The 12016-nt window shown below is 57.5% G+C and carries 14 protein-coding genes; 3 read left to right on the forward strand and 11 right to left on the reverse strand.

Annotated elements, in window-relative coordinates:
* Positions 1-57: 57 nt before the first annotated feature.
* The 5 genes from PD282_RS16610 to PD282_RS16630 form a co-directional block, all read right to left on the reverse strand.
* A complete protein-coding gene (locus PD282_RS16610) occupies positions 58-1311 on the reverse strand; it encodes an aspartate kinase (RefSeq protein ID WP_274651765.1) in 1254 nt (417 codons plus the stop codon).
* 151 nt (positions 1312-1462) lie between these two features.
* Entirely contained in the window at positions 1463-2020 is a 558-nt protein-coding gene (gene efp / locus PD282_RS16615) for an elongation factor P (protein WP_274651766.1), read from the reverse strand.
* A gap of 57 nt (positions 2021-2077) precedes the next feature.
* Positions 2078-3151, reverse strand: a complete 1074-nt coding sequence (locus tag PD282_RS16620; protein ID WP_274651767.1) for a M24 family metallopeptidase — start codon at positions 3149-3151, stop codon at positions 2078-2080.
* 45 nt (positions 3152-3196) lie between these two features.
* Positions 3197-3640: a type II 3-dehydroquinate dehydratase gene (aroQ, locus tag PD282_RS16625; protein ID WP_274651768.1), complete on the reverse strand. Its 444-nt coding sequence runs from the start codon at positions 3638-3640 to the stop codon at positions 3197-3199.
* A 117-nt stretch (positions 3641-3757) separates the two neighbouring features.
* A complete protein-coding gene (locus PD282_RS16630; protein ID WP_274651769.1) occupies positions 3758-4276 on the reverse strand; it encodes a YqhR family membrane protein in 519 nt (172 codons plus the stop codon).
* A gap of 208 nt (positions 4277-4484) precedes the next feature.
* Here PD282_RS16630 and PD282_RS16635 point away from each other — a divergent pair, with 208 nt between their 5' ends.
* Both PD282_RS16635 and PD282_RS16640 read left to right on the forward strand, forming a co-directional pair.
* Positions 4485-5453: a DUF1385 domain-containing protein gene (locus PD282_RS16635; RefSeq protein WP_274651770.1), complete on the forward strand. Its 969-nt coding sequence runs from the start codon at positions 4485-4487 to the stop codon at positions 5451-5453.
* Positions 5454-5495: 42 nt separating this feature from the next.
* Positions 5496-5768 carry a PRA1 family protein gene (locus PD282_RS16640; RefSeq protein WP_274651771.1) on the forward strand — a complete coding sequence of 91 codons (273 nt, stop codon included), beginning with the start codon at positions 5496-5498 and terminating at the stop codon, positions 5766-5768.
* 2 nt (positions 5769-5770) lie between these two features.
* Here PD282_RS16640 and PD282_RS16645 read toward each other — a convergent pair whose 3' ends face one another.
* Together PD282_RS16645 and mntR are read right to left on the reverse strand one after the other, a co-directional pair.
* The gene (locus tag PD282_RS16645) at positions 5771-6778 is read right to left on the reverse strand and encodes a patatin-like phospholipase family protein (protein ID WP_338045198.1); all 1008 of its coding nucleotides are present in this window, start codon (positions 6776-6778) and stop codon (positions 5771-5773) included.
* A 72-nt stretch (positions 6779-6850) separates the two neighbouring features.
* Positions 6851-7273, reverse strand: a complete 423-nt coding sequence (gene mntR, locus PD282_RS16650; protein ID WP_274651772.1) for a transcriptional regulator MntR — start codon at positions 7271-7273, stop codon at positions 6851-6853.
* Positions 7274-7469: 196 nt separating this feature from the next.
* Between mntR and splB the strand changes: the two genes are divergently transcribed.
* Complete coding sequence (gene splB / locus PD282_RS16655) at positions 7470-8534, forward strand: spore photoproduct lyase (RefSeq protein WP_274651773.1); 1065 nt, start codon at positions 7470-7472, stop codon at positions 8532-8534.
* Here the strand turns inward: splB and PD282_RS16660 are convergent.
* The 4 genes from PD282_RS16660 to PD282_RS16675 all read right to left on the reverse strand — a co-directional run bounded on the left by PD282_RS16660 (position 8531) and on the right by PD282_RS16675 (position 11913).
* Positions 8531-9244: a cytochrome c biogenesis CcdA family protein gene (locus PD282_RS16660; protein WP_274651774.1), complete on the reverse strand. Its 714-nt coding sequence runs from the start codon at positions 9242-9244 to the stop codon at positions 8531-8533. The genes splB and PD282_RS16660 overlap by 4 nt on opposite strands.
* 67 nt (positions 9245-9311) lie before the next feature.
* Positions 9312-10115 (reverse strand): metal ABC transporter permease, encoded by an 804-nt coding sequence (locus PD282_RS16665; RefSeq protein WP_274651775.1) that lies wholly within the window; start codon positions 10113-10115, stop codon positions 9312-9314.
* Positions 10096-10923 (reverse strand): metal ABC transporter ATP-binding protein, encoded by an 828-nt coding sequence (locus tag PD282_RS16670; RefSeq protein ID WP_274651776.1) that lies wholly within the window; start codon positions 10921-10923, stop codon positions 10096-10098. Before PD282_RS16670 ends, PD282_RS16665 begins: the two co-directional genes overlap by 20 nt.
* A 36-nt stretch (positions 10924-10959) precedes the next feature.
* Positions 10960-11913 (reverse strand): metal ABC transporter solute-binding protein, Zn/Mn family, encoded by a 954-nt coding sequence (locus tag PD282_RS16675; protein WP_274651777.1) that lies wholly within the window; start codon positions 11911-11913, stop codon positions 10960-10962.
* Positions 11914-12016: the final 103 nt, after the last annotated feature.

Here is a 12016-nt window from a genome sequence, read left to right on the forward strand (position 1 = left end):
ATCTTCACGCACCCCGATGCGTAAGATCCGGCTTCTTTTTGCTTACGATAAAACGGTTCAGCGGCGTTCCTGCGGGCCGCCGACGAATGCCTGCTCCGTCGTATCCAGCCCGTACGCGGTATGCAGTGCGCGGACAACCTCCTGAACCGGCTCCGCCGCGATGATGCAGGAGAGGCGGATTTCGGACGTGCTGACCATTTTAATGCTGACCCCCAGCTTGTAAATCGCCTCGAACATTTTCGCCGCAACGCCCGGATTGCTGACCATGCCCGCGCCGACGATCGAGACCTTCACCAAATCCTGCTCCGAGGTCACTTCGCGGTACGGCACCTCGCTGCGGATGCTTTCGACGATACCGATGGCGCTTGCAGCGTCGCCCCGCGAAACGGTGAACGCAAAATCGGCTTTGCCGTCCTGAACGCCGCTCTGCACGATAATATCGACATCGATGCCGCTGGACGCCAAAGCGCCGAATACTTTCGCGAGCACGCCCGGCACATCCTCCACACCGAGTATGCTGATTCTTGCCACGTCCTTGTCATAGGCGATGCCGCGCACGACAACCCCCTGCTCCATGACCGCTTCCTCCTTCACCGTCGTTCCCTCGTTATGCGTAAAGCTCGAGCGGACGATCAGCTTTACGTTGTGATGCTTCGCATATTCGACAGCGCGCGGATGCAGCACCGCCGCTCCGAGATTCGCCAGCTCAAGCATTTCGTCGTACGATATTTCGGCGAGCTTGCGTGCGTTCTTGACGATGCGCGGATCGGTCGAGTAAACGCCGTCCACATCGGTGAAAATTTCGCACACGTCCGCCTGAATCGCCGCCGCCAGCGCAACGGCCGTCGTATCGGAACCGCCTCTTCCGAACGTCGTGATTTCCCCGTCCTCCGTCATGCCCTGGAAGCCCGCGACGACAACGGCTTTCCCCTCGTCCAGCGCGCGCAAAATCCGGTCCGGGCGTATATCGGTAATCCGAGCTTTGCTGTGCACCGGCTCCGTACGGAAGCCCGCCTGCCAGCCTGTCAGCGATACGGCCTCGCGGCCCAGCTGATGTATGGCCATGGAAAGCAGGGCGACCGACATTTGCTCGCCGGTCGTCAGCAGCATATCCATTTCGCGCGCGGGCGGATTCGGGTTCAGCTGCTTCGACTGGTCAATCAGGTCGTCGGTCGTGTCGCCCATGGCGGAAACGACAACGGCGACCCGGTGGCCGGCCTCCATATAATCGGCAATTCGTCTGGCTACTCGCTGCATCCGCTCGATCGTGCCGACGGAACTGCCGCCGAATTTCATGACTATAAGCGACAACCGTGATCCACTCCCCACGTAAGTCAAAGGTCCTTTTTTTCTTGTTCGAAAAAAGATTATATCATATCGCGCCCGCTTTGAATACGACAAAAACCGCACGGACAGCGGTCCGAGCGGTTTTTAAGCCGTGATTCGTATGAGCGCCGGCAGGTTAGGCGCGGGAGATGTACTTTCCTTCGCGCGTATCGATCAGCAGCATGTCGCCTTCGTTGATGAACAGCGGCACCTGCACGTTCAGGCCGGTTTCGACCGTCGCGTTCTTGGTCGCGCCCGTCGCCGTGTTGCCCTTGATGCCCGGCTCTGTTGCTGTGACCTTCAGCTCGACGCTGTTCGGCATCGTGATGCCGATGATTTCGCCCTGGTAGCTCGAAATGTTGACGGTCATGTTTTCTTTCAGGAAGTTCAGCTCCCAATCCAGCTGCTTCTTGTCGAGCGCGAACTGGTCGTACGTTTCGTTATCCATAAACGTATATTCGCTGCCGGAATTATACAAATATTGCACGGCGCGGTTCTCGATCAGCGCACGGCCGATCGTTTCGCCTGCGCGGAACGTTTTCTCCACGATGTTGCCGTTGCGGAGGTTTTTCAGCTTCGAACGGACGAACGCCGCGCCTTTGCCCGGTTTAACGTGCTGAAACTCGATGACGCTGAAAATATCGCCGTCCACTTCGACGGTAAGTCCTGTTTTAAAATCGTTGACTGAGATCACTGCTTCGTTCCCTCCTAATGAATCTGCGGGGACCAGGCCCCGTCAGGTTTAAAAAACTCATCCCAAAACGATAAACTCTTTCGGAGACGAGGTCAACAACGCGTTTCCGTCCGGCGTAATTACGATATCGTCCTCAATGCGGACGCCGCCGAAACCCGGAATGTAAATGCCGGGTTCAACCGTTACCGTCATGCCGGGTTCAAGCGACTGATCGCTGTTTGCGGACAGGCGCGGCTCCTCGTGGATCTCGATCCCGAGCCCGTGGCCGGTGCTGTGCCCGAACTGTTCGCCGTAGCCGTATTTGACGATCACGTCGCGTGCCAGCGCGTCGGCTTCGCGGCCGGTCATGCCCGGCTTGATGCCGGCAAGCGCCGTAAGCTGCGCTTCCAGCACAATGTCGTAAATTTCCTTGTGCCGGTCCGAAGGAGCGCCGACCATGACGGTGCGCGTCAGGTCGGAGCAGTAGCCGCCGAAATAAGCGCCGAAATCGAGCGTGACGAGCTCGCCCTTCCCGATGACCTTATCGCTGGCGACGCCGTGCGGCAGCGCGGAGCGTTCGCCCGACGCGACGATCGTCTGAAACGAGGTCGAGGAAGCTCCGCGCGCGCGCATATACGTCTCCATCTCAAGCGCGACGTCCGTCTCGCGGACACCGGGCTGAATAAAGCCGAGAATATGGCGGAACGTTTCGTCCGCGAGCGCCGCGGCATCGCGCATAATGGCAAGCTCGGTTGTATCCTTGATTACGCGCAGCTGCTCAACGATGCCGGACACGGGGACCAGCTCAACCCCGTCCAACGCCGTCTTCCAGGCGGCGTAATCGGCGAACACGACATGCTCCTGCTCGAAGCCCAGCTTCTTGATGCCCGCGGATGCCGCCAGCTCTTTGACCGAATCGATCATCCGGGTTCCGTGCTTCACGACGGTAAAGCCGGATGCCTGGTCGGATGCCTGCGTCATGTAACGGAAATCGGTCAACAGCCAGTTACCGCCGCCCGAAATCAACAAATAGCCGGACGTTCCCGTAAATCCGCTCAAATACCGGCGATTGACCGGATTCGTCACCAGCAGGCCGTCGATCTGCAGCGACGCCAGCTTCTCCTTCACTCCGGCAACTCGTACGTTCGCCATCTTCATCACCCTTTCAGAGACGTCGCCGCCTTGTGCCGGCGTTCGTTATTCGGGCTGCCGCAGCAGCCCCGCGAGCGCGGTCAGGCCCAGCACATAGCTTTGTGGCCCGAACCCGGCGATCTGGCCGGCCGCGACGGGCGCCGTAACCGACACATGCCGGAACGCTTCGCGTTTATGTATGTTCGACAAATGCACCTCGACCACGGGAAGCGCCACCGTGCTGAGCGCGTCCCGCAGCGCGTAGCTGTAATGTGTCAGCGCGCCCGGATTGATCAGAATGCCGTCCTCGCGGCCGAACGCTTCATGGATGCGGTCGATGATCGCGCCTTCGTGATTCGACTGAAAAAACGAAACCCCGACGCCCAGCTGATCGGCCGTATCCCGGACAAGCCGCTCGATGTCGGCAAGCGTCGACGTGCCGTACACGCCGGGCTCGCGGACACCAAGCATGTTCAGGTTCGGTCCGTTTATTACGCAAATCGTTGCCATTATGTACCTCCCGGCGCATAGATCACTAGACATTTTACCATAATGACCGGCGATTTGAGAAGTGCAATCCGGAAAGCGGCTCCAGCGGCGGCAAGCCGGCACCGATGCCCTATGCGATCAGAACAGCTTGACCGGTTCGCGCGACGTCTCGTCGTTGAATTCGTAGGCGATCGAATAGCCAATGAAGAGTCCCCACATCAGAAAAACGCAAAGCTCGGTCGTCATCGAATCGTATCCGATTTTATGAAGCGGCTCCATCATGCGCAGGAGCGGACCGACGGCAGCGAACCAGACGCACCACCAGAAAAAGCCGTATACGAGCCCCGGCCACGGTCCGGCAATTCGGCCCAGCGTATAATAATAGATGAGCGCCGCCGCAATGGAGAACAGGATGAAGCCGCCGAGCCCGGCCAGCTGCCCCCATCCCGTCTTCAGAAACGAAAGCCGGAAGAAAGGATCGAGAAGAAAAGCCGGAATCACATGCGTAAAATGAACGATGTACAGCAGCCAGCGCAGCCCGCCCCAGAGCAGGCCGGCGAAAAAGCCGATCATCAGGGAGTAACCGGCCGGATTCGTGACGTTCCGGCGCCGCTCCCGCAGGCGATGAAGGTTCGGTTTCCTATGCGCGTGAGCCATTCGTTTTCCCTCCGTTTCATCATCACTTGATCATAGCCTGGCAGTAGCTAGTATGCGCATAATTGGAGACCGTAACCACCGGAGACGGGGCCGTTTATGTCGGCGGATGCCGCTCGCAATCAATCGCATAATCAAGTACAATAGATACGCGGGAATTGCTGCCGGTAACGGCCCAAACCGCATATGCGCAAAGGATGGTGATTTCGCCTTGTCTCAGGAAGCAAGAAATATTTACGGCGGACAAGCCGTCATCGAAGGGGTCATGTTCGCGGGTAGGCACGCGAACGTTACGGCGGTCCGCCGCAAAAACAAAGAGATTATTTTTTACGAGGTGCCGCGTACGACTACCCCATGGCTGCAGAAGCTGAAAAAAGTTCCGCTTCTTCGCGGCATAATCGCCATTCTCGAATCGAGCGCCAAAGGCTCGCAGCATTTGAATTTTTCCATGGAATCGTATGCGGAGGACGAAATCGGAGAGACGGACGATGCCGGGAAAACGGAGGACAAGCCGGAAGGCAAAAAAGGCTGGAGCCTCAGCATGATTGTCGGCGTGGCGGTTGCGGGCATCCTATCGTTCGTCGCCGGCAAGCTGGTGTTTACCGTTGTTCCCGCTGCGGCGGAACAGCTGCTCTTTGGACGAACCGGACTGAATATAGTAGAGCATAACCTGATTGAAGGCCTGATCAAAATCTTGTTCCTGCTTGTTTATTTGTACGTCATTTCGCTTACTCCGCTTATCAAACGGCTGTTCCAGTATCACGGCGCGGAGCATAAAGTAATTAGCGCCTACGAAGCGGGCGTCGAGCTTACGGTCGAGAACGTGCAGCGCTTTACCCGGCTTCATTACCGCTGCGGCAGCAGCTTTATCGTCTTTTCCGTGCTGGTCGGCGTCGTTGTCTATTCATTCTTCCATTGGGATTCGATGCTGCAGCGCATTTATTTGCGCATCCTGCTGCTGCCGGTCGTGCTCGGCGTTTCCTACGAGACGCTGCGGTTCACCAACGCGCTGCGCGATATTCCCGTGCTGCGCTACCTCGGGTACCCCGGGCTGTGGCTGCAGAAGCTGACGACGAAGGAACCGACCGACGACCAGGTCGCCGTGTCGATCGCCTCGTTCAACCGGATGCTGGAGCTTGACCGCCAAGTGGGCCAGTCGCGAAGCAGTGCCGTCGTTTAAAATTCCGTTCGGGTAGAAAGGGTGAGGGTCGTGCCTCGTAAAATGAGTCCGTTGTTAATCGTCATCTTGGCGCTTGTCGCAATCGGTCTTGTTTCGCAAATTTCCAATCCCGTTCAAATCATCATTCCGGTTGCCGTTCTCGGTGCCATTTTCCTGCTGTATAAATTTCCGCCCGGCGGCGCCCGCAGCCGCCAGCGGCCGAAAGCGGCGCAAAAGCACGGCGCGATGCAAAATAAGCCGAAGGCGCGAAAAAACGTTCCGTTTCGTGTCATCGAGGGCGGTAAGGATGACGATAACCTGCCGAAATATCATTAAGCCTACAGGCGGATGCAGCAATCCGGCGCATCAAAGAAAGAAGCCGCCGCCTCGTAGCCCGAGCCATAGAGCATGTCGCTTTCTTCCTTCGAGAGATGAAACTGGGTCGAACGAATGCCTTTGGTCGGAATTTTGACCGTTCTCGGGCGGTTTTGCTTTTCGATATAACGCTCGTCGTGAGCCTGCAGCATCGTTTCAAAAACGGCCTGCAGCATCGTAACCGGACCTTTGATGACTCGAGGTTCGGTTTCGTTTTTTCCGACCATTTGAAAACCGACGGTCTGAACCGGATGCGCCGTGCCGCGCTGATCGTTGTCGAACAGCCAAAGCGGGAAATTGCTGAGCAGACCGCCGTCCACGATGTACGCCCACTGCGCGGCACGCCCGTTCGTCCTGCGAAGCCCCGGATTCATACGGATGCGCACCGGATCGAAAAAGTACGGCAGGCTCGAGCTCATTCTGACGGCGGCCGCAACGCTCATCCGCATCGGATCGAGCCCGTAGCCGGAAATGTCGTCGGGCAGCACCAGCAGCTTGCCGTTCGTAATATCGGAAGCGACGATGCTCAGCTTCCCCTTCGGCAAATCGCCGAACGTATGGACGCCGCGGACGGCCAGCAGGCCCTCGATCCAAAGCTTCAGCTCCTCGCTGCTGTACAAGCCCATTTTGAACAAGATACGGAGCACCGACCCAATCACGCCGAAGTTGTAAATTCCTTTGCGGCGGAGAAACGTCCTGAACGGCGTCTCTTCGAGAATCGCCTTTATATCCGCTGCCCTGTAGCCGGCCGCGATCAGCGACGCGACAATGGCTCCGGACGACGTGCCGGCCACCCGTTCAAATACGGCTCCCCGCTCCTCCGCGGCGCAAACCGCGCCGACGAGCGAGATCCCCTTTACGCCTCCGCCTTCGAAAACGGCATTGATCCGCGTCATGGCAGCCGCTCCCTTCGCATATCCGATCAGCACCATGTATATGCGGGCGAGGCTTGTCGATTGAGCTCGAACCAATAAAAAACGCTTCCCTCTACCGGGAAGCGGTCGTTGTCGTTTTTGGTTGGCCTCCGAGCGCGCAGCCTCCGCTCAGTCGCTCTCCAGCTCGGAGCGAATCCCCTTCAGCTCCTCCAGCCGGCTTTCCTGGCGCTGGAAATATTCCACCAGCGTTTCGATGCACGTAATGGAATCCCAGCTCAAATGATGCTCAATGCCTTCAACATCCTTGTAAATGTTTTCCTCCTGTACCCCGATAATCGTCAGAAACGTTTCCAGCAGCTGATGGCGGTCCATCAGCCGTTTCCCCATTTTTTTCCCTTTGTTCGTCAGTACAAGCCCGCGATATTTCTCATAGACGAGATAATTGTCCTTATCGAGCTTCTGAATCATTTTCGTGACGGATGACGGATGCACTTCGAGACCTTCCGCAATGTCCGATACGCGTGCGTAACCTTTTTCGTCAAATAGCTTGTAAATGCGTTCCAAATAATCCTCCATACTTGGAGTGGGCATCCAAAGAACCTCCATTCCCCAGGTCGCACCGGCGTCCGCCGCGTCGAAATCGTTGATTTCGGGCGTTTCCGCTACTCTTGTTATGATACACTGCCCGTCAGCTTGCCGCAACCCGGACACTTGAAACTTTCCATGTTTGTCCCCCGGCCGGACGGGAAAAATAGATCCATCAATCCGACGATCGGAGGAAACGACAGTGTCGACAATCGCAGCCGGGCGGTCCAAACCGTCCCGAACGACCTCTTTCGTTCCGGAGCTGGTTTATTTCGAGCCCGCGGCGCTCGATTATCCGAAGGGGCGGCGCATCATGGACTGGGTCCGGGACAGCGGCATCCCCTACCGGATGACGACCTCGCACAACCGAATTACGAACCTGCCCGGCGAAACCGAAACCGAGCAATATAAAATCGCCAAGCGCACATTGGTGGTCGGCATTCGCAAAACGCTCACGTTCGATACATCGAAGCCCTCCGCCGAATACGCCATCCCGATCGCGACGGGCTGCATGGGACACTGTCACTACTGCTACCTGCAGACGACGCTCGGCGCAAAGCCGTATATCCGCGTCTATGTCAATACGGACGACATACTTAAAGCTGCCAAAGGCTATATCGACGAGCGCGCGCCGGAAATTACCCGCTTCGAAGCGGCCTGCACCTCCGACCCGGTCGGGCTGGAGCCGATTACGGGCAGCCTGCGCGAGCTGATCGAGTTCATGGCCGACCAGCCATTGGGACGGCTTCGCTTCGTTACCAAGTTCCATACCGTCGACTCGCTGCTCGACGCCCGGCATAACGGCCATACGCGCATCCGGTTCAGCGTCAACGACAAGTATGTCATCAACCATTTCGAGCCGTCCACCTCCCGCTTCGAGGATCGGATCGAGGCGGCCGCCAAGGTGGCTCGGGCCGGTTATCCGCTCGGTTTCATTATTGCGCCGATCATTTGGCACGACGGCTGGCAGGAAGGGTATGCGGAGCTGCTGGCATCGCTGGCGCAGGCGCTGCCCGAGGAGGCTCTGCCGGGTTTAACTTTCGAGCTGATTCAGCACCGGTTTACGAAAACGGCCAAAAACGTTATCGAGAAGCGTTATCCGAAGACGAAGCTGGAAATGGACATCGCGAAGCGCAAATATAAATGGGGACGCTGGGGACAGGGCAAATATGTCTATCCGGACGAGCAGGCCGAAGCGCTGCGGCTCTTTATCAGCGAACGCATTTTCGAGCATTTTCCCGATGCCAATATCGAATATTTCACTTAAAATTTCAGCCATTCCGGCGTCAGCGAGTTGAGCCAGATCGTAATTTTGGTCATTTGGTCCGTAAACAGCAGAAAGCCCATAAGCAGCATGACCGAACCGCCGACTTTCATCATGATGCCGGAATAGCGGACGATCCAGCGCGTCGAGCCGATGAAAAAGGCGAGCACGAAAAACGGAATCGCAAAGCCGAGCGCGTATGCGGTCGTCAGCTCGAACCAGGTGCCGGGCTGCGAAGCCGCCATCATCAAAATCGCCGCCAAAATCGGCCCCGTGCACGGAGACCAGCCCGCCGAGAAGCCGATGCCGAACACGAACGAAGCGAGGTAGCCCGAACGTTTCATGCGCAGATCCATTTTCCGTTCCTTCATAAGCACCCGCGGCTGAAAGACGCCGACCAGAATCAGCCCCATCAGGATGATCAGGACGGCCGAAATTTGGCGGATGACCGCCTGGTAATCCGAGAACAGCTCGGCGAATTTGTTGGTGCTGTAGCCCAACGTGTAGTAGACGACCGAGAAGCCGATAATAAAAAACAGCGTATGCGTCATCGTCCGCAGCCGGACTTCCTTCCCGGGACGATCGCTTTTCAAATCGGTGACGGAAATGCCGGTGATGTAGGACAAATAGGACGGATACAGCGGCAAGCAGCACGGCGAAATGAAGGATGCGATGCCGGCGCCGAACGCTGCCCACACCGTGACATCGGACATTGGCGATAAACCTCGTTTCTATCGGAAAATGAGGCCGGCCGCCTATAGCAGCGGCCGGGAGCAGCCATCACGTGCTGAACCTGCGGCGGAACGTAAGCAGAATGAGCAGCGCGGCAATGAGCAGCAGGACGATCGTGCCTCCGGGAGCGAGATTCCATACGCCGGCGATCAGCAGGCCGCCGATGACGGCAAGCTCGGCGATGCCGATCACGGTGACGATCGACTGCCGGAAGCTTCGGGCCGCCACGAGACTGCACGCCGCCGGAATCGTCAGCAGCGCGGACACAAGCAGCGCGCCGACGATTTTAATCGCGACGCTGATGACGAGGGCGGTCAGCACGCTGATCATGAAATTGAAATAGCGGGTCGGCAGGCCGCCGACCGCCGCCGCATCCTCGTCGAAGGTCAGCAGGAACAGCTCCTTGGCGTGCAGCCGCACCGCGATCAGCACAAGCGCCGTGACGATCGCGATCAGCAGAAGATCGACATTGTCGAGCGTATAGATGCTTCCGAACAAATAGCCGCTGACGCTGACATTAAAGCCTCTGCCCATCGAGAAAAGCAGCGAAGCGAGCGCGACGCCGCCGGACATAATGATGGCGATCGACAGCTCCGCGTACGACTTATACGTCTTGCGCAGCTTCTCGATCGCAAACGTGGCCGCCAGCGCGAATATAAGGCCGGCGCCGATCGGATAGACGCCGATGAGAAAACCGAGCGCGACGCCGGCAATCGAAACGTGCGCCAGCGTATCGCCGATCATCGACAGGCGGCGCAGCACCAGGAACAGCCCCATCAGCGGGGCCGTTATGCCGATCAGGATGCCGCCGAGCAGCGCCCGCTGAAAAAATTCACTCGTTACGATATCCAAGCTGAGCGCCTACTTTCCCGTTCTCGAGCGAATGACGAAGCTCGCGCAGGCTGTGCGTCAAATTCGTCTCTCCGCAATCCTCCAAATCGTGGGAATGGCGGACGTAAAACTTCAGCTTGCCGCATTCCTTCAACGGTTCCTGGCCCAGATAGGTACGAATCATGTCCATATCGTGGGATACCATCAGGAACGTGATATGGTGATGCTGATGCATATGCTTGATCAAATGAAAAAATCCTTCCTGCGTCTCGGAATCGATGCCGACCGTCGGCTCGTCCAGGATAAGCAGCGCGGGATTGCTGATCAGCGCCCGCGCCAGAAACGCCCGCTGCTGCTGGCCGCCGGACAGCTGCCCGATCCGCTTGCCGGCCAAATCCTCGATGTTCATGACGTGCAGCGCCTCGTCGCATTTGGCTTGATCGGCCTTTGATATGCTCCGGAACAGCTTGTTTCTGCTGTATAAGCCGGAAAGCACGACCTCCCTTACCGTTGCGGGAAAAAGCGGATTGAAGCTGTTCTTTTGCGGGACATAGCCGATCCGGTTCCAACCGCGGAACCGTTCGATCGGCTCTCCGAACAGCTTGACCGTTCCGCGGTCCGGCTTCAGCAGTCCGACGATGATGCGGAGCAGCGTCGTTTTGCCGGCGCCGTTCGCGCCGATGAGGCCGACGAAATCGCGCTCCTGTACCGCGAAGTCGATTCCGTTTAACACCGGCTTCTGCTGGTACGAGAACGAAATATCCGACAGCTCGACAATGGATGGATGGCAAACGAGTTCTTTTTCCGGCTTTAACTGCCGTGCCAGCATCCGCTTCACCTCCCGCTTGATGCGTCCGTAGTCCTATTATTGTAATGCCTTCAGCAAATTTTGCAAATTCGCTTTCATAATCGAAAAATAATCGTCGCCGTTTTTCTCCTGCTCGGGCGTCAGCCCTTCGAGCGGATTAAGCACGAGCGTGCCGGCCCCCGTTTCGCCCGCCAGCGTTTTCGCCAGCTCATCGGAAACAAGCGATTCAAAGAAAATGTATTTGACGCCTTGATCCTTCACGAATTTGGCGATATGCAGCAGATCCTGCGCTTTCGGCTCGGCATCGGGGGACAGCCCCATGATCGACACTTGATGCAGGCCGTAATCGCGTGCCAAATAACCGAACGCCTGGTGAGAAACGACGATATTCCGGTGCGGAACGGCAGACAGCTTATTTGTATATTCCTCATCGAGCGCGTCGAGCTTCGCCTTCAGCTTGTCGTAATTGCCTTCGTAATCCGCTTTGTGCGGCGGATCGACCTGCTGCAGCGCGGAAAGCACGGTGCCGGCCATCACGATCATCGATTTCGGGCTCACCCACGTATGCGGATCGGTTCCGGCGCTTCCTCCGCCGTCGGGATTGCCGGCAATAAGCTTGATTCCTTTGCTTGCCTCGAGCGTAACCAGCTTGGAATCGCCGGGAAGGCCCTGCAGAAAATCGTTCACCCAGCCTTCCAGCCCGGCCCCGTTATAGAGGAACAGCTGCGCTTTGGAGGCCGTATCGAGATCGCGGCTTTTCGGACTCCAATCGTGCGGCTCGACCCCGGCGGGAATCAAATTGATCGCGTTGACGTTTTTGCCGCCGATTTCTTTGGCCAGAAAATAAAGCGGATAAAAGCTCGTTACGACGTTCGTCTTTCCCTTCTCGAGCCGGCTGCCTTCGGCGCCGGCACAGCCGGAAAGCGCAAACGCCGTCAGCAGAAGCGCCGCGAGCAGCCATGCAGCCGGCGTGCAGCGACGGGCACTAACCGGTCGATGTCGAATCGGCATCTTCGTTTGCTCCCCTGTATACTAATCGTAACCATTACAATTGATAATTATAGAATTGCGCCGCGGGGCATGTCAATGTCAAAACCGCCGTCCCCTGCGGGAC

The sequence above is a fragment of the Paenibacillus humicola genome (genome assembly GCF_028826105.1).
Classification (GTDB): Bacteria; Bacillota; Bacilli; order Paenibacillales; family Paenibacillaceae; genus Paenibacillus_Z; species Paenibacillus_Z humicola.